Source organism: Candidatus Pelagibacter sp. PS_17 (genome assembly GCF_059417945.1).
In genome coordinates this window covers 909,824-928,234 of record NZ_CM182073.1, presented here as the reverse complement: position 1 = coordinate 928,234, position 18,411 = coordinate 909,824, and the positions used below count along the sequence as shown (strand labels likewise).

General features: G+C 31.8%; 20 protein-coding genes. 14 read left to right on the top strand and 6 right to left on the bottom strand.

The features are described 5' to 3' along the window. The first annotated feature begins 51 nt into the window (after positions 1 to 51). The 14 genes from AC5SML_RS04995 to AC5SML_RS04930 all read left to right on the top strand — a co-directional run bounded on the left by AC5SML_RS04995 (position 52) and on the right by AC5SML_RS04930 (position 12,139). On the top strand, positions 52 to 945 hold the full coding sequence (locus AC5SML_RS04995) for a branched-chain amino acid ABC transporter permease (RefSeq protein WP_006997924.1): 894 nt from the start codon (positions 52 to 54) through the stop codon (positions 943 to 945). After that, positions 945 to 1,997, top strand: a complete 1,053-nt coding sequence (locus tag AC5SML_RS04990) for a branched-chain amino acid ABC transporter permease (RefSeq protein ID WP_006997925.1) — start codon at positions 945 to 947, stop codon at positions 1,995 to 1,997. Before AC5SML_RS04995 ends, AC5SML_RS04990 begins: the two co-directional genes overlap by 1 nt. Beyond that, positions 1,997 to 2,737: an ABC transporter ATP-binding protein gene (locus tag AC5SML_RS04985; RefSeq protein ID WP_006997926.1), complete on the top strand. Its 741-nt coding sequence runs from the start codon at positions 1,997 to 1,999 to the stop codon at positions 2,735 to 2,737. Before AC5SML_RS04990 ends, AC5SML_RS04985 begins: the two co-directional genes overlap by 1 nt. Beyond that, the gene (locus AC5SML_RS04980) at positions 2,737 to 3,522 is read left to right on the top strand and encodes an ABC transporter ATP-binding protein (RefSeq protein ID WP_020169637.1); all 786 of its coding nucleotides are present in this window, start codon (positions 2,737 to 2,739) and stop codon (positions 3,520 to 3,522) included. Before AC5SML_RS04985 ends, AC5SML_RS04980 begins: the two co-directional genes overlap by 1 nt. Continuing rightward, positions 3,522 to 4,226, top strand: coding sequence for an AzlC family ABC transporter permease (locus AC5SML_RS04975; protein ID WP_006997928.1), 705 nt, complete (start codon positions 3,522 to 3,524; stop codon positions 4,224 to 4,226). The genes AC5SML_RS04980 and AC5SML_RS04975 overlap by 1 nt, the downstream gene beginning before the upstream one ends. Then, positions 4,216 to 4,539 carry an AzlD domain-containing protein gene (locus AC5SML_RS04970; protein ID WP_006997929.1) on the top strand — a complete coding sequence of 108 codons (324 nt, stop codon included), beginning with the start codon at positions 4,216 to 4,218 and terminating at the stop codon, positions 4,537 to 4,539. The genes AC5SML_RS04975 and AC5SML_RS04970 overlap by 11 nt, the downstream gene beginning before the upstream one ends. After that, a complete protein-coding gene (glaH, locus tag AC5SML_RS04965; protein WP_020169636.1) occupies positions 4,539 to 5,450 on the top strand; it encodes a glutarate dioxygenase GlaH in 912 nt (303 codons plus the stop codon). Before AC5SML_RS04970 ends, glaH begins: the two co-directional genes overlap by 1 nt. 32 nt (positions 5,451 to 5,482) lie before the next feature. Continuing rightward, positions 5,483 to 6,250 carry a pyrroline-5-carboxylate reductase gene (locus AC5SML_RS04960; RefSeq protein WP_006997931.1) on the top strand — a complete coding sequence of 256 codons (768 nt, stop codon included), beginning with the start codon at positions 5,483 to 5,485 and terminating at the stop codon, positions 6,248 to 6,250. A gap of 5 nt (positions 6,251 to 6,255) precedes the next feature. After that, on the top strand, positions 6,256 to 7,050 hold the full coding sequence (locus AC5SML_RS04955) for an ABC transporter ATP-binding protein (protein ID WP_006997932.1): 795 nt from the start codon (positions 6,256 to 6,258) through the stop codon (positions 7,048 to 7,050). Then, positions 7,050 to 7,757, top strand: coding sequence for an ABC transporter ATP-binding protein (locus AC5SML_RS04950; protein WP_020169634.1), 708 nt, complete (start codon positions 7,050 to 7,052; stop codon positions 7,755 to 7,757). Before AC5SML_RS04955 ends, AC5SML_RS04950 begins: the two co-directional genes overlap by 1 nt. Position 7,758: 1 nt before the next feature. After that, positions 7,759 to 8,769 carry a branched-chain amino acid ABC transporter permease gene (locus tag AC5SML_RS04945; RefSeq protein WP_415314739.1) on the top strand — a complete coding sequence of 337 codons (1,011 nt, stop codon included), beginning with the start codon at positions 7,759 to 7,761 and terminating at the stop codon, positions 8,767 to 8,769. Positions 8,770 to 8,804: 35 nt separating this feature from the next. Continuing rightward, positions 8,805 to 10,136 carry a branched-chain amino acid ABC transporter permease gene (locus AC5SML_RS04940; RefSeq protein WP_494574388.1) on the top strand — a complete coding sequence of 444 codons (1,332 nt, stop codon included), beginning with the start codon at positions 8,805 to 8,807 and terminating at the stop codon, positions 10,134 to 10,136. 76 nt (positions 10,137 to 10,212) lie between these two features. Continuing rightward, positions 10,213 to 11,376, top strand: a complete 1,164-nt coding sequence (locus AC5SML_RS04935) for an MFS transporter (RefSeq protein WP_494616948.1) — start codon at positions 10,213 to 10,215, stop codon at positions 11,374 to 11,376. Between the two features lies 1 nt (position 11,377). Then, positions 11,378 to 12,139 (top strand): sulfite exporter TauE/SafE family protein, encoded by a 762-nt coding sequence (locus AC5SML_RS04930; RefSeq protein WP_494573896.1) that lies wholly within the window; start codon positions 11,378 to 11,380, stop codon positions 12,137 to 12,139. Between the two features lie 56 nt (positions 12,140 to 12,195). On the opposite strand, the gene AC5SML_RS04925 is transcribed toward AC5SML_RS04930, so the two are convergent. From AC5SML_RS04925 to AC5SML_RS04900, 6 genes are all read right to left on the bottom strand, one after another. After that, positions 12,196 to 13,380 (bottom strand): ABC transporter substrate-binding protein, encoded by a 1,185-nt coding sequence (locus AC5SML_RS04925; RefSeq protein ID WP_006997938.1) that lies wholly within the window; start codon positions 13,378 to 13,380, stop codon positions 12,196 to 12,198. 75 nt (positions 13,381 to 13,455) lie between these two features. Further along, the gene (locus tag AC5SML_RS04920; protein WP_011282324.1) at positions 13,456 to 14,313 is read right to left on the bottom strand and encodes a DMT family transporter; all 858 of its coding nucleotides are present in this window, start codon (positions 14,311 to 14,313) and stop codon (positions 13,456 to 13,458) included. 4 nt (positions 14,314 to 14,317) lie between these two features. Continuing rightward, positions 14,318 to 15,799: an aldehyde dehydrogenase gene (locus AC5SML_RS04915; protein ID WP_494616947.1), complete on the bottom strand. Its 1,482-nt coding sequence runs from the start codon at positions 15,797 to 15,799 to the stop codon at positions 14,318 to 14,320. After that, positions 15,800 to 16,582: an alpha/beta fold hydrolase gene (locus AC5SML_RS04910; protein WP_494573895.1), complete on the bottom strand. Its 783-nt coding sequence runs from the start codon at positions 16,580 to 16,582 to the stop codon at positions 15,800 to 15,802. It abuts the gene before it with no gap. Positions 16,583 to 16,586: 4 nt separating this feature from the next. After that, on the bottom strand, positions 16,587 to 17,174 hold the full coding sequence (locus AC5SML_RS04905; protein ID WP_006997942.1) for an amino acid synthesis family protein: 588 nt from the start codon (positions 17,172 to 17,174) through the stop codon (positions 16,587 to 16,589). Then, positions 17,174 to 18,340, bottom strand: a complete 1,167-nt coding sequence (locus AC5SML_RS04900) for an LLM class flavin-dependent oxidoreductase (RefSeq protein ID WP_006997943.1) — start codon at positions 18,338 to 18,340, stop codon at positions 17,174 to 17,176. The genes AC5SML_RS04905 and AC5SML_RS04900 overlap by 1 nt, the downstream gene beginning before the upstream one ends. Positions 18,341 to 18,411: the final 71 nt, after the last annotated feature.

Here is an 18,411-nt window from a genome sequence, read left to right as displayed (position 1 = left end):
GCTCCCTAGAAATAGGGGGCATTTTTTTATAAATAATAGAAAATAAAATTTATGGATTTCTTAATTTTCCAAGCCCCAATACTAATGGTCCAAGCTTCAATGGATGGAATACTACTTGGTATTTTATTTGCATTAATTGCTTATGGAATGGCTCTGCAGTGGGGAGTAATGAATATAATAAACATTGCTCAAGGAGAATTAGTAATCATGGGTGGATACATCGCTTACTTCATGTATTTATCAGGAATTCACCCAGCCTTTGGAGTAATTGTATCACCAATCATTATGTATTGTGTTGGTTGGGGAATGTACAAGCTTGTTATTAATAAAGTAGTAGACAAAGATTTATTTACATCAATTCTTGCAACTTTTGGAATTAGTATTTTAGCGCAACAATTAATGAACTTTGCATTTGGTGCCGATGTAGTTGTTGCTCAATCAAATTTTGGAACAACAATGTTGTTTGATAATTCAGTGACACTACCTAATGCTAAGATATTTTCAGGAGCAATTTGTGTGATATCGGCAATTATTCTTGTCATCTACATGAAAAAATCAAAATTAGGCAGAGCTATTAGAGCAACTGCTCAAAATGCAAGAGCTGCTAAAATTTTAGGTGTTGATACTGAAAAAGTTTATGCAGCAACTTTTGGAATAAATGCAGCACTATGTGGAATAGCAGGAGCATGTATTGCAATCACATTCACGTTGCACCCTTATACAGGACTACCTTACACAGTTAGATCTTTCATGATTGTAATTATTGCAGGACTTGGAAATTTACCAGCTGTTGCAATATCTGGTATGGGCCTTGGAATATTTGAGGAATGGGCAGATTATCTACTTGGAACAGAATTTAGAATAGCAGCTGTATTCTCGTTACTCGTATTAATCCTTGTTTATAGAAGATTTAAACTATCAAGAAAAAGAGAATATCTGAAATAATGAGTAAAAATACATTTCTATATGCAGGTTTAATAATTCTTGGTTTGGCTGGAGCATTCATATTCCCAGCTTATAAACTTCAGATGTCGTTTCTTTATATTTTAATTGTACTTGCGATGACTTGGGATGTTCAAGGAGGACAGATGGGTTACAACACGTTTGGTAATATATTATTTTTTGGTGTTGGAATGTATGTTGCTTCAAGCACTCAGATAGCAATGTTTTTTTCACTAGCTGAGTGGACAGATGCAGGGGGAGAAAAAACTTTTGTTCACACTATCCCACAATTTTTTCAAGGATTTGGAGTTGGAATATTGTTAGCTGGAATTATTCCAACAATAATTGCTGGAGTAATTGGTTATGGAATTTTAGGTTTAAGAGGACACTACTTTGCAATTTGTACATTAGCTTTAGGAATAGCTGCTGGTGAAATTGCTGGTGGAATTGAAATTATTGGAGCAGGACAGGGTATGACAGTTCCAGTTTGGCCAAAAGGTTTTGGAACGAATGCATCATCATCACAGTTTATGTACTATTTAAGTTTTGGTTTAGCAGTTGTAACTTTTATTACTTTAAAGTGGGCTTACAGCACAAGATTTGGATTAGTTTTAAACGCAATTAGAGACAATGAAGATAAAGCTGAAGCAATGGGTATTCATACTATGAGATATAAAATTATAGGTTGGATGGTATCAGCTTTCTTTGTTGGAATTGCAGGAGGACTAATGGGTCACATCAATGGCTATATTGAACCTACAGAAATCGCATTTGCAGGACCTACATTTGGAGTGTTCATGGTGTTAATGGCAATTCTTGGTGGTAAAGGAACTTTATGGGGACCACTAGTTGGTGCTGTTCTATTTCATTTATTTAAAGAAGGTTTTTGGACTTACTTCTTAGGCTGGCAGTATGTAGCTCTTGGAGTTTTAATTATTGTAATCGTTGTTTATTTTCCTGAAGGATTAATGGGATGGTTAAGAGAAAAATATCCTGAAAGATTTGGAGAAGTAATTGATGAAGCTGACCGAAAGGCACAGGTAGAATTAAAATAATGGCCATATTAGATATATCAAATGTAAGTAAATCTTTTGGCGGTGTTAAAGCCAACGTAGATATCTCTATGTCAGTTGAACAAGGTTCAATTGTAGGACTGATTGGTCCAAATGGTTCTGGAAAAACTACTTTATTTAACTCAATAGTTGGAACTTATCCAATTGATGGTGGATCAATTAAATTTAACGATAGAGAGGTATCTGAGTTACCAGTACCCGTTATTGCTAAACTTGGATTACTTAGAACTTTTCAGCAAACTCGAATTTATGGAAAATTAAACTGTATTCAAAATATGCTAATCAGCCACAAACCTGAAAACGATGGGATTTTAACAGTTTTCCAAAAAATACCTTCAGATTTAACTGATAAAGCAGAAACATTATTAAAGTTTGTAGGACTTCATCAAAAAAGAAAACTTAGAGCAGGAGATCTTTCTTTTGGTCAGCAAAAATTATTAGAACTAGCAATGGCCTTAATGAATGAGCCTAAAATGCTCTTGTTGGATGAGCCAACAGCTGGAATTAATCCAACATTAATTAATGGAATTATAGATCGTTTAATTAGTGTTAATAAAGATTATGGGATTACCCTGTTAGTTATAGAGCACAATATGAAAGTAATTATGAATTTAGCACAAAGAGTTTTTTGTTTAGCACATGGTCAAATGTTGGCAAACGGAACTCCAGATGAAATTAAAAATGATAAGCGTGTGCTAGACGCTTACTTGGGAGCACAATAATGTCAAATCAATATGATGTATTAGGAAAAGCACCAGGACCAGAAGAATTAAAAAAACTATCTCCAGACAATAACCACGTAACAATAAAAAAATTATCTGCTGGTTATGGTAAGATGGAAATTCTACATGATTTTGATTTATGTGTAAGTAAAGCTCAGTCGCTATGTTTAATTGGTCCAAATGGAGCAGGTAAATCTACGATCCTTCATTCTATTTATGGATTTACAAACATTTTTTCAGGACAAATAGAAATTGACGGTAAAGAAATTACTCACTTAACCCCAGCTGAAAAACTTAGGTCATGTGGAATAGCATATATCCTACAAGATAACTCAGTCTTTCCAGATATGACGGTTGAAGAAAATTTACTAATGGGTGGTTATGCTAAAGAAAATACGGACGAGTCTTATCAAGAAGCAGAAAGAATTTTTGAAAAATATGAAAGATTAAGAAATAGAAGAAATCAACCAGCAAAAGTTTTATCTGGTGGTGAAAGAAGACTATTAGAAATTTCTAGAGCACTAGTTATGAAACCTTCTGTATTACTTGTTGATGAACCTTCAATTGGATTAGAGCCAAGATATATAGATATGGTTTTTGAAATATTAAGAGACCTTCAACAAACTGAAAAGAAAACTATTATCCTAGTGGAACAAAATGCAAAAAAAGGATTAGAGTTTGCAGATATTGGTTATGTTTTAGTATCAGGACAAACTGCTATTGCTGGCAAAGGGGATGATTTATTAAAAAATCCTGATGTTGGTAGATTATTCCTTGGCGGTTAATGATTAATAAAGAATTTTTCTTTAAAGGTTTCAAATCTATTTTAGCTCCAGACAGTCCAGCACTTGCGTTAGGATGTTGCTTCATCGCTATAGGTGCACTTCTTAAAAATTTAGGATTTAATATTCAAGAAAGTATTTTTTCAACGATGCTTACTTATGCTTTGCCTGGATCATTAGTCATGGCTGAGTCGTTATTAGTTGGAGCGTCATTATTAAATATTTTTTTAGCTGTTTGGTTTGTTAATGCTCGTCTTTATCCAATGGCTGTTTCTTTGTTTCCATTAATGATGCATAAAAGCCAACCAAAATGGAAATATTACTTTTCATGTCATTTTATAGCAGTATCTGCATGGTTGATAATGAAGAGTAATTATAAAAGTATTGATAAAAAACATAGAATAGATTTTTGGATTGGAATTGGTTGTGCTACTTGGACTACTGCAGTAATAGGAACATTTATAGGTTTTTACGCATCTGATTATTTGGATAAAAATATGATGATGGGTTTAGCAATTTTAAATCCAATTTATTTTTTATGCATGATGGTAGGTGCAATGAAAACTATTCAAATTACAGCTGCAGTAATTTTAGGTCTGGTATTAGGACCAATTTTTTATTTTCTATCTCCAGAGTGGTCAATTTTACTGGGTGGGCTTGTTGGTGGAACAATTGCTTATTTTATAGGAGAACTAAATGTCAACTAGTGTATTTCTTGCAATCTTAGTCACGTCCCTTGCAACTTTCTCTTCAAGGTTTTTAGGTGCAATTTCTTCACAAGGAATAAAAGAAACTTCAAAATTATTTAAGTGGTTTAACTGTCTTGCCTACTCAACTCTAGCAGCATTAATAGCAAGAACAATTATATTTCCTGTAGGTGTTTTGTCTGATGCAAGTTATTTAAGTAGAGTAACTGTTGTTTTATTTTGTTTATTTATATTTTTTATATCTAAAAGAAATTTTGTTTATCCTACTGTTATTTCTGCTATCATGATGGCGCTACTAAGTAATTATCTCTAATGGAAAATATCTCTGGAATAACAATAACAGAACATCAAAATTCAAAAAGAATAATTGATATTAGAATTGAAGATGAAATTTTAGATAAATTAATATTTCCATTTAATAAATTTGATATTACTGCTTTAGAGTACAAACCATTTACTAGATTTACTATTGCCAAAAGTTTAGATGATTTAACTTCTAATAAATTAAGCAAATTACTTAATTCAATAATTAGAGACAGAAACACAGGTTGCTTTATAATAGGACCAAAAAATATAAGTCCAAAAATTAATGATACTTTTTTAGTTAAACTATCAACAGCAATTGCTTATTTAATTGGCAATCCAAACCATGACGCAATGGCTGGAAAATATTATGCAAGATTTTTCGTAAAGCACGAAGATAAAAGTGACTCGTATTTGAGAAAAGCCTACACAAATATGGATCTCCATACAGACGGGACATATGTCAAAGAGATCACAGATTGGCTGCTTATGACCAAAATTGAAGAACAAAATGTGCAGGGTGGAGAAACGGCAATGTTGCATCTTGATGACTGGGAACATTGTGAGGATTTATTTAATGATCCCATTGGAAAGCAAAAATTTGTATGGGGATCTCCTAAAAGTAAAAATATAGAATATAAAGTGGAGCATCCAGTTTTCACGACCGATGATAAAGGCAAGCCAAATATCTCATATATCGATCAATTCCCTGAGCCAAAAAATATGGATCAAGGAATTTTCTTACAAAGATTATCAGATGGTTTAGAGGAGAGTAAGAATAAGGTAATCACTAAATTAGGACCTGGATCAACTATTGTAGCTAATAATTATTTTTGGCTACATGGAAGAAAACCTTTTAAAGAAAATAAAGATTTAAGTAGAGAACTGTTGAGAATTAGAGGTTCTTTTTTTATTAATTAATTCACTAATATCACTATAAAGTAACTATATTTATGAAATTAGGCTTTATAGGAACGGGTAAAATTACGTCGGCTGTCATCACTGGGATTTGTAGTTCTAGCATTTCATATAACAAAATAATCATCTCTCACAGAAATAAATCTACATCTAGTACTTTAAAAAAAAAATTTAAAAAGATAACTATTAGTAAAGATAACCAGGAAATTATTAATTCATGTGATTGGATATTTTTATCAGTAACTCCAACGGTAGGTGAAAAAATTATTAAAAATTTAAAGTTCAGATCAAATCAAACTATAATCAGTTTCATATCAACAATTACTTTAGCTCAACTTAAAAAAGCAATTAAAGTTAAAGCAAAAATTATAAGAGCTATACCATTACCGCCAATATCTTTAAAAAAAGGACCCGTTCCTATTTGTCCACCCAATAAAAAAGTAAAAGATTTTTTTAATAAAATTGGCACTACTGTTGAAATAAAAAATGAAAAGTCTTCAATCAATTTTTGGTCAACCTCTGGAATGATGGCACCATTTTATGAATTATTAAGAGTGATGACTGACTGGTTAGTTAAAAGAGGAGTTAAACGAAATAATGCTCAAAAATATATAACATCTTTATTTTTAGCATTATCAGAAGATGCGGTTGCAAACTCTAAAAAAGATTTAAAATATTTAGTAAAAGAGTCTCAAACACCTAAAGGATTAAATGAACAAGGTGTTAAAGAACTTACCAAAGCAGGTTTTTATAAATCTTTAGAAAAGACACTCAACAGTATACATAAAAGATTAAATAAATAAATTTCATGGATCAAGAACAGAATATTTTACAAATTGAAAATCTATCTAAATATTTTGGAGGGTTGGCAGCAGTTTCAGATTGTTCTTTAAAGATTAAAAAAGGATCTATTACAGGTATCATAGGACCCAACGGCTCTGGTAAAACTACCTTATTTAATTTAATTGCTGGCAATTTAAAATCTTCACAAGGAAAAGTATTATTTAATAATGAAGACGTGACAGATGTTCCTTCATATGAATTATTTTCTAAAGGAATTTTAAGAACTTTTCAAATAGCACATGAGTTTACTAATCTTTCAGTGCTTGAAAATTTAATGATGGTTCCTGCAAATCAGTCAGGTGAAAATTTAATGACAGCCTTACTGAAACCAAGTTTGGTTAGAACTGAAGAACTTAAAGTTAAACAAAAAGCTCAAGACGTAGTTGATTTTTTAAATCTGACGCATTTATCAAATGAATTAGCTGGCAACTTATCAGGGGGTCAAAAAAAATTATTAGAACTTGGAAGAACCATGATGGTTGATGCAAAACTAGTATTGCTTGATGAAGTAGGAGCGGGAGTTAATAGAACATTACTTAAAGATCTAGGGACTGCAATTCTTAAGTTAAATAAAGAAGAAGGTTATACATTCTGTATGATCGAGCACGACATGGAGTTTATAAGCAGATTATGTGACCCAGTTATTGTTATGGCAGAAGGTTCAGTTTTATTTGAAGGAACTGCTGAAGAAGCTAAAAAAGATGAAAAAGTTATAGAAAGCTATTTAGGTAGAGGATCAAAATTAAAGGATGAGAACTAATGGCTTTTTTTGAAGGTTTAAAAATGACGGGTGGCTATGGTACTGGACCTGATATCATCAATTCTTGTTCTGTTGATGTGAACAGAGGTGAAATAGTTTCAATTCTTGGACCTAATGGTGCTGGTAAATCAACAGCCATGAAAGCAATGCTAGGTCTTTTAAATTTAAAATCAGGCTCAGTAATAATTGATGGCAAAGATATTTCACAACTTTCACCACAAGATAGGGTGAGAGAGGGTATTTCATTTGTACCACAGACAAAAAATGTATTCTCTGGAATGAGTGTTGAAGAAAATTTAGAGATGGGAGCTTATTTAAGAGATGATAATTATCAAAATATTATAGAAGAAATTTATGAACTATTTCCAATACTTAGGGAAAAAAGAAATCAATTAGTTGGAGAATTATCAGGAGGTCAAAGACAACAAGTGGCTCTTGGAAGAGCATTAATGATAAAACCATCTGTGTTAATGTTAGATGAGCCTACTGCTGGAGTTTCTCCAATAGTAATGGATGAATTATTTGATCATATAATTAAAGTGAAAAGAACTAATGTTGCAATTTTAATGGTAGAACAAAATGCTAAACAAGCTCTTAATATTTCTGATCGAGGATATGTGTTAGTTACAGGTGAAAATAAATATTCAGGAACAGGACAAGAATTATTAAACGACCCAAGAGTAAGAAGCTCTTTTTTAGGCGGATAGTATGGAATTTTTAAACGCAATTATATTATTATTGAATTACATTTTTATGCCAGCACTTACGTATGGCTCACAACTAGCATTAGGTGCAATATTTGTAACTTTAATTTATGGAATTCTAAGATTTGCTAATTTTGCAACTGGAGACATGATGGCTTTTGGTACGATGGTCACCATATTATTCACTTGGTATTTTCAATCACTTGGAATTTCTTTAGGAGTTTTACCAACAGCATTACTTGCCATCCCTTTTGCAATTATTTTAACAATTGGGTACATGCTCTTAGTTGATAAATTTGTTTTTAGATATTATAGAGTAAGTAAAAGCCCTCCTGTTCAACTTGCAATGGTTAGTATTGGTGTAATGTTTGTAACTCAAGCTGTTGTTAGAATAATAATCGGTCCATCAGATCAGAGGTTTTTTGATGGAGAAAAATTTATTATCAAAGCAGGTGAGTTTAAAGAAATGACAGGACTTAATGAAGGTTTAGCAATTAAATCTAGTCAGGTATTAACTATATTTGTAACAATTGTATTGGTTTCTATTTTATTTTGGTTTTTAAACAAAACTAAGACAGGAAAAAGCATGCGTGCTTATTCTGATAATGAGGATTTAGCTTTATTGTCTGGAATTGATCCTAAAAGAGTAGTTATGATTACTTGGATTATTGCAGGAATTTTAGCGACAATTGGTGGAGCTTTATATGGATTGGACAAAAGTTTTAAGCCATTTACCTACTTTAATAACATGCTGCCAATTTTTGCTGCAGCAATTGTTGGAGGTATTGGAAACCCGTTTGGAGCATTTTTAGGAGGATACGTCATAGCATTTTCAGAAATATTCCTAACTTATGCTTATAAAAAATTCTTTATGTATGTTTTGCCAGCAAGCATGGAGCCAGAAACCTTAGTTCAGTTATTATCAACAGATTATAAATTTGCTGTCTCATTTTCTATACTGGTGATTGTCTTACTTTATAGACCTAATGGAATATTCAAAGGGAAGGTACTGTGAGAAAGCACTTAAATGTAATTATAGCTTACACAATCATGTTGGGGCTTATTATTTTAGTTGGAATATTTCAATCTTGGAATGTAGCTCTATCAATTTTTAATATGTGTTTAATTTCTGCTGTAATGACTATGGGAGCAAATATTCAATGGGGGTATGCAGGGTTAATCAATTTTGGTCTAATGGGTTATGCGGCATTAGGTGGATTGGCTGCAGTTTTAATTTCTGTTGAACCTGTACAAGAAGCATGGGTTGCGGGAGGTTTTAGTATTCTAATGTCTTTATGGTTAATTGTTGCAATGGTCCTTGCAATACGTTTTGTATTAAAAAACTTTGAAAAATCTAAAATTAGAACTTATGGTATTGCTACAATTATTATTGCTGGAATTATAATTATAAGAATTACATCAGAGACAAGTATTGAAGCTATTGAAAATGTTAACCCAGCAACAACAGGATTTCTTGGTGGATTAGGATTACCAATTATGTTTTCTTGGATCGTAGGTGCATTTTTTGCAGCAGGTCTAGCATTTATAGTTGGTAAAGTTGCTTTAGGTTTACGTGCAGACTATTTAGCTATTGCCACACTATTAATATCAGAAATAGTTATAGCCATAATCAAGCATGAAGATTGGTTAACAAGAGGTGTTAAAAATGTAATTGGACTGGATCGACCAGTGCCTTATGAAATTGAACTCCAAACTAAAGAATGGTTTATAAATTTAGTTGCAAAATTTAATTCTGGGAAATTAGATTTAATCTCCAGTATTACTGATAAACAATCAGCTCTTAACCAATTAGTAATTGAGGGATCATCAGTTTTTGTAAAACTTTGTTATTCAGGTTTATTTTTAATTGTTGTTATAGCCTTGTTAATAGTAACTCAAAAAGCTCTTTACTCTCCATGGGGAAGAATGATGCGTGCGATAAGAGACAATGAAGAAGCTGCTAATGCAATGGGAAAAAATGTCGTCAAGCAACATTTATTAATCTTTATTTTAGGCTCAGCTATAGTTGGAATTGCTGGCGCTATGTTAGTTACTCAAGATGGTTTATTTACTCCAGGTAGTTACCAACCTATGAGATATACTTTTTTAATCTGGGTTATGGTTATTGTTGGAGGAAGTGGAAATAATTTTGGAGCAATTTTAGGAGGTTTTGCAGTCTGGTTTCTATGGATTGAGGCAGCGCCAATTGCATTATTCTTGATTAATTTGTTTACAGCAGGTTTAGCAGATACACATTCATTAAAAATTCATTTAATTGAAAGCGTTCCTTACTTTAGATATTTAATGATGGGGATGGGTCTTCTGTTGATCATGAGGTATAGACCTAAAGGTATACTTCCTGAAAAAATCGAAATAAAATAAACCTTATTATGAAATATATTTTATTAGGGATGGCTCTAGGTTTTGCTCTTTATCTTAGTGATAAATACATTTTTTAATGAATAAAAATTTATGGTTGCTAATTTTAAGTCAAATTTTTGCTTTTACAGCAGCACCCGTAACAGTTTTCTTAAGTGGAATAATTGGCTCTCAGTTTAGTCCAGTAAAATCTTTAGCAACTTTACCGATGGCTTTATCAATTGTTGGTATTGCAATTTTTGCAATCTTTGCAGCAAAGGTTATGAGTATAATTGGTCGAAGAGCAGGCTTTATGTTTGCTTCTGTAGTGAGTTCCTTATCATCTGTTCTAGCGGCGTACTCAATAATTATTGAAAGTTTTATTCTTTTTAATTTTTCATGTTTTTTGCTTGGTGCAGGAGTAGCCTTCAGTCATCAATATCGTTTTGCTGCAGTTGAGACTGTTAAAAAAGATATGGCACCAAAAGCTATTTCAATAATATTATTAGCAGGAATAGGTTCGGCCTTTATAGGACCAAATGTTGCTAATATAACAAAAGGTTTTATAGCCGAACATTTATATGCCGGATCTTATATTGCACTTGCTGCTTTAACTCTTACTTCAACAATTTTTCTATTATTTTATGAGGATGGACATAAACCCAATCATGTTAACAAGAAAATCAAACGTAGTTATTTGGAGTTAATTTCTCAACCAAGATTTCTACAAGCATTAGTGGCTTCGGCATTTGCTTATGCAGTGATGTCATTTTTAATGACTGCAACTCCAATAAGTATGCATGTAATGGAAAAAATAAGTTTAACTAAAACAGGTTTTGTAATTCAATTTCATATCGCAGCTATGTTTTTACCTTCATTGATAACAGGTTTTTTGATAAAAAAATTTGGACATAGTAAAATTATGTACGCTGGTGTTGTTTTATTTTTTATAACAATTTTGACTAGTTTATTTGAGCAAAATTTTATTAATTATTTAATTGCATTAATATTTTTAGGATTTGGTTGGAACTTTTTATTTATATCTGGAACAAGTTTACTAGTTTTATCTTATAGAGAGGATGAAAAATTTAAAGCACAAGGCTTTAATGATTTAATTGTTTATTCTATTCAGGCAGTAGCAAGCTTATCGGCTGGAGTTTTTTTAACCTTAACAAGTTGGAAAACAATGAATTTAGTTTGTATAATATTTTTAGTAATAATTATTTTATCAACATTAAGAGCAGACTTTAAAGAGAGAAAATAGAGTGGATTTTTTATCTAATCTTCAACTTAGTTTAATTGAAATCTATTTTGTAATATTTACCGTATTTATTGCATCTATTATAAGAGGTTTTAATGGCTTTGGCTTTTCTGCAATATGTATTTCTGGCTTTTCTTTTATTCTTCCAGCAATAGAGATAGTCCCAATTATTCTAATACTTGAGGTTATTATTAGTATTTTTATGGTTCCATATATATGGAACAAAATAGACTGGAATTTTGTTTTAAAATTATTGATAGGAATAATCATTGGGTCACCTATTGGGCTTTATTTATTGAAGTATTTATCTCCAGATACAACACACCTGTCAGTTTGCGCATTAGTTATATTTTTTTCATTTTTATTAATGAAAGGATATGAGAATAAAAAAATTAATAATAATTATGGAAAACTTATTACTGGAATAGTCTCTGGAACATTAAATGGATTAACCACATTAGGTGGAATGCCTGTGGCACTTTTTTTATTAGTTACAAGTATTCAACCAGCAGTAATTAGAGGTTCATTAGCAGCCTTATTCTTTTTAACAGATATTTATGCATTTACTCTAAGTTTTTTTGCAGGAATTGTAGATCTCACAACTATTTATAGAACTATTCCACTGATTATTATTTTACCAATAGGTGTTTATATTGGTGATAAATTTTTTGTTAAAAGCAAAGAGAAAACTTATAGAAAAGTTGTTTTTTATTTTCTTATATTAATTTCGATATTTGGTTTTTTTAGGATTATTAGTAATTTTTAAATAAAAAAAACCCCCAGCAATTTTCACTGCTGAGGGTTTTAAAATTAAGATTTTAATTATCTTTGTTTTTTATTTTTGAATTTTCCACCTTTGATTTCTTTTTCTAGGAAAGAACCTTCAGCTTCACCTACGTTAGTAAAAGTAACACCAGTTGCACCTTCGTAGTCAACTTTTTTACCTTTAGCTAGTAAGTCTAAACCTTTTTTAAGTTCACCTGGGTAAATCTTAGTACCAGGGGCATTAGCAACATCCATTACATTTTTTGCAATAGAAGCTCTATCTGCTGATCCACCTGCTTGCATCGCAAGAACGATTAAAGCTGCTGCATCATAAGATTCACCAGTGTAAGGTCCAGATGAGTCGATACCCGCTGCTTTAGCAACAGAGGCAAAAGTACCTGCTGTTTTTTTATTCATTGAACCAGGAATTGAACCAAAAGATTTATTTAAATCTTTTCCAAAAGCTTCAGTTAATGAGTCACCGATCATACCATCAGATAAAATAAATTTATCAAATGCACCAGAGTCTAAAGAACCTTGAATAATTCCTTTTCCACCTTGGTCTAGGTAACCAATTACTGCTACGGCATCACCACCTGCTGAAGCTAAAGTTGCTACTTCAGATGAGTAATCTGCTTTACCATCTTCGTGTGCAGATACAGTTGTTACTTTAATACCATGAGCTTTTACAGCTGCTTCATAAACATCAGCCAAACCTTTTCCATAGTCATTGTTAGTGTAAGTAATTGCTACACTTTTGATTTTTCTGTCTTTAGTAATATCAGCTAAAATCTGACCACCTCTAGCATCAGATGGGGCTGTTCTAAAAAAGAAGCCTTTATCATCTAAAGCTGTAAGTCCTGGAGAAGTTGCTGAAGGTGAAATCATTACTACACCATTTGGTACAGCAACATTAGATGCAATAGCACCAGTTACACCTGAACAGTCAGCACCCATAATTGCTGCAACACCTTGTGCAATAACACCTTCTGCTGCTGCTGTTGCTGCTGCTGAATCAACACAAGTTGAATCTGCTCTTACTACTGAAATAGTTTCTCCACCTAATAGTGAACCTGAGTCAGAAGCTTCTTTAAATGCAAGCTCTGCAGATGCAGCCATAGCTGGTGTTAGAGATTCAATAGGACCAGTAAATCCTAAAATGATTCCCATTTTAACTTCTGCGAATGTATTCGTTGTAAAAGTAGAAACGAATATAAAAGCAGCAATAAATAGTTTTTTCATTATTTTCCTTTTTGATTGTTAACAATTTATAAAAATCAAATTAAAGACTATTTAAACGAATTTTCAATAGGAGAATTATCTAATTTTTTGAAGCCTATATACAGAAAATATTATAATTAAACCACCAATCGCACTAAGTAGAGTTGGGATTTCTCCGAATATAAAGAACGTTAGGATTAGGCCAAATACTGGAAATAAAGAATAAAAGGGCATAATTTTATTTACTGAATAAAATTTATATAAATAAAATAATGAAGTGTGTGCAATTACAGAAACCATCACCCCATTATGGAGTAATAAAAGCCAAGTATAAAAATCAATATTTAGTAATTGATAAACTGTGTTTCCTTCAAAAAAAATGGAAAAAAGAAAAAGCAGTATAAAACCAGTAAAGCCCATAACTGTGTTGGTTAATTTAACATCTATATCTTTAATATATCTAGAAAACACATTCGCAACACCATAGAAAAAAGCAGAAATTGCACAAAGAAAAATTGCAAAAATTTCACTTTTTAAATTTGGATCATAACCAATTAAAAAAATTCCAAAAAAAGAAATAAATATTAATACCCACATTTTAGGAGTTACCTTTTCACCTAAAAATAAAGAGCTTGCCAGAATTGCAAAGGGTATTGCTAGTTGAGCTCCAATAATTATAGGAGCAACCATAGTTGCTTTTTGCAGAGATAAATTTAAAAAAATAAAAACACCAAAGCCCATTGAAAAAGAAAAACCTGCTAAAGGCAGATAGTATTTTTTGTTTGGGATTTTAAATTTACAAAAAGGAACAAGACAAACAAAAAGTATAAACATTCTCAATGAGGCTGCCAATACAGGGGTGAGGGATGTGTTTAATGCAAGTTTATTAATTGGATAAGAACTACCAAAAAGAAACATGATAAATAAAACTAAAAAATAATGTCTGACAGTCAAAAAATTAACCCATTGTAAATGGATCAGTCATTGGTTTATCCGATGAATTTAACCATGTGGTTTTTATTCTTGTGTATTCTTTAATTGACTCAATTCCTGCTTCTTTTCCATATCCACTATCTTTAATTCCTCCAAACGGGGCCATGGGTGAAATTAACCTATAAGTATTTACAAAAGTAATTCCAGCTCTAATTGCTTTTGATACTCTCAAACCTCTTCCGAAGTTTGAGGTATAAACTCCAGAAGATAAGCCATATTTATTATCATTCATTAATTTAATCACATCCTCTTCTGTTTCAAATTTCATAACAGATAAAACTGGACCAAATAATTCATTCTCTGCTGTAGGCAAATTATGATTTTCACACTCAATAATTGTAGCTGGAAAATAATAAGCTTTACTAGATATATTGGACCTTTTTCCACCGCATCTAATTTTTCCACCTTGCTCAATTGTAGCTTTGATATTTTTTTCTATATTTTCTAGTTGTTTATAACTATTTAAAGGTCCCATTTGAGTTTCATTATCCATAGGAGCTCCTAATTTTATTTTTTCAGCCTTAGCTATTAGCTTATTTAAAAAGTCATCATAAATTTTAGATTGAATGTAAAGTCGTGATCCTGCAATACAGCTTTGACCACTTGCACCAAAGATACCAGCAGTAATTCCATTTAGTGCGTTCTCTTGTTCGGCATCATCGAATACGACAACAGGACTTTTTCCACCAAGTTCTAAGCTTACTTGCGATAAATTTTCTGCAGAATTTTTAACAATATGTTTTGCAGTTTCAGGACCACCTGTAAAAGCAATTCTTTCTACAAGGTCATGTGTAGTTAGAGCTTTACCACAAGGCTCACCTAGACCAGTAATTATATTTACAACACCTTTGGGTATACCTGATTTTTCAACTAGTTTTGCAAACTCTAATAATGTTACAGGCGCTAGTTCAGAAGCTTTTATTACAACAGTATTACCCATTGCTAATGCGGGTGCTAGTTTTACCGCAGTTAATAACATTTGGGAGTTCCAAGGAATTATCGCAGCAACAACACCAATAGGTATTCTAGTAGTTGTTAATTGCATGTCTGGTTTATCAATTGGTACAACTGTTCCTTCAACTTTATCGGCTAGTCCTGCAAAATAATCATAATACTCAGCAATATAGTTAGCTTGTGTTTTTGTTTCTCTAAAAATTTTTCCTGTATCAATTGTTTCTATAGTTCCAAGATGTTCAGCATTTTGTCTTAATTGATCTGCAAGAGACCTTAAGTATTTAGCTCTTTCTCTTGGGTGTAAATTTGACCAAGATTTTTCAAAAGCATTTTGTGCGGCCTTAACTGCTTTATCTACATCCTTCTCGTTAGCTTCAGGAACAGTTGCCCAAACTTCGTTGTTTTCTGGGTTTACAGTTTCTATTGTTTTTCCAGACTCTGAATTAACCCACAGTCCATTTATATACATTTTAAAGTTTTGAATTTTTGTCATTTATCTATTAATAAAATTTTTAAGATTGATATTAACATCATCTGCACACTCTATACTACAAAGATGTTTTCCATTATTTATCTCAATAAAACTTGAGTTTATTAAATCTTCACATAAAGATTTTGACATCTCGACAGTAGATCCTGAATCATTTGAACCTGTCATCACAAGGGTCCTAGTTTTAATATTTTTAATTATATCTGTATTGTCCTCATGATAAGCAAATAATTTGTAAGCTTTTAAAAAATTTAAATGATCTTTTTTATTTTTTGTCAAAATTTTTATAAATTGATTATAAGTTTCTGGATGGTCATTTAAGTATTGATCGGTAAACCATCTTTTTAGGGCTTGTTTTGAAATAGGTTTGTTTAATTTAGCCTGTTCAAATCTTTCTATAACCAAAGACCTTTGTTCTGAAGTTCTTTTATATGTTGTACCCATTACAATAAGGCTGTTTAGTTTGTCTTGAAATTTAGAGGCAAAATTTAGTGCAATTAAAGAACCTAAAGAAAAACCAACAAGATTAATCTTATCCACTTTTAAATATTCTAATATCGATTTTAGTTGGTTTGAAAAATCATTTAATGTTACATCTTCTTTATTGAGAATAGTTTTTCCATGCCCTAATAAATCATATGTAATTATTGAATATTCTTTAAAAGCTTCAATTTGAGGTTCCCACATCCGCTGATCAAGTCCGACACCATGAATAAAAACTACAGGAACTGTATTTTTATCATTAAATGAATAATAATTTTGATTTGGATCAAAATTTTGAAACATTAATTTATTTGGGATCTATTCCCATTTCTTTCATGTCTTGATAACGATCACCCGTTCTAGCATGAGCTCTACCTGTGGAGGCTCCACCAATTGCTATAACAATTTCATCATCAAAAGGAGCATCATGAATCGTAAATTCATGAGTTAAATAATAAGGCCTTAGACCTGAATCTGTTTTATGCATCATTGGAATAGACATTTTGGATCCAGCTGGACCTCTGGTATTGGTAAAGCTTAAATAAGATGTTCCCCCAACCGCATCTCTAAATTTATTTCCAAATCTTAAAGTGTGAATAAATGCTGAGGCATGCTCAATTTCACCATCAAGTCCGACCGTACCAGCTTTTCCATACGCCAAAATTTTTTCAGGTGATCCAATCTCCTTTATTAACTCTGGAACTAAAATATCACCTAATTTAGGTGCTAAATCTAAAATAATTGGTTTTAAATCTTCAACAAAGCCTTTTCCATGCCATGGATTTTTAAATACAGCTGCAACAGAAACCATCAAAACAGGCTCTTTAGCTTCCTTACCACCTTCGATAAAAGTTTTATCTACAAATTTTGTAAACTTTCTAAGCTCTAATTTCATTAACTTGCCTTTTCGATACTTGAATTGTCTAAATTAATCTTTGGTATAACCTCATCATTAAACAGTTTTATACTTCTCATGCAAGCCTCATGATCTATTCCAGGAAAATTAGACCAAACTTGAAGATTTTGTAAATTTAATTCTGATTTTAATTCATTTATTTTATTAACAACATATTCTGGTGTTCCAAATAATAAATTTCTTTTATGTAAAAAATCATAATTAAGTAAGTCTAATTTATGTTTTGTTTCTGGTAGTTCTTCTCCTGGATCCATATGATTACCCAAACCTCTCCAATGACAAACCCATTTCATATAATTGATAATATGCTCACCAGCCATTTTTTCAGCTTCTTCCATAGTTTCAGCAACAAACATATCTCTAACTAAAGATATACCTTCTCCAAGCGGCACTTCTCTATTTTCAGTTTTTGATTTTGCATCTCTATAAATTTCAAACCTTTTCTTTAATGCTTTAACTGTAGGTATCCACATTATTGTATTTAAGCCATTCTGTGCCGCCCATTCAATTGAACGTGCACCATCCACAACTTGCCATATTGGCGGATGTGGCTCTTGTTTTGGTTTTGGTACAACGCTAATTTTTTTAATTTCATTTGTTTTTGTATCTAAAAATTTTTCACTAGGTGGACTCATGTCATGTTGCCAAGTAAAATTTGGTGATGGATAAGTGTAAAACTCACCCTGGTGACTAAAAAATTCTTCTGTCCAAGCTTTTTTCATTATGGTTAATGACTCATCAAACAACCTAAAATTTTTTGCCTGATCTTTTAAGTCAGCTTCTTTATTCATATTGATAGCTTCTCTTCCGTAAATTCCTCTTCCAATACCAACATCAACTCTTCCTCCAGACAATTGATCTAGCAAAGCAATGTCTTCAGCTAGACGGATAGGATTATGAAATGTAATTACATTACAAGCTTGACCTATTCTTATTTGTTTTGTTCTGGCGGCCGCATCCACACCCATCATTAAAGGATTTGTACAAGATTCCATTCCTTCATGATTAAAGTGATGTTCGGTATACCAAATAGAGTCCCAATTATTTTCATCACAGTAAATAGTGATCTCTTGGGTTTCTTTTAATAGTTGATTGTATGGTTTATGATTCCAATTAGTAGTGTTACAAAAATATCCAAATTTCATTCAAACCCCCTTAAATAGTTAAATTTAAAGACGACTGATCCCACTTTCGTATTCTTTAGTACCGTTTAAAC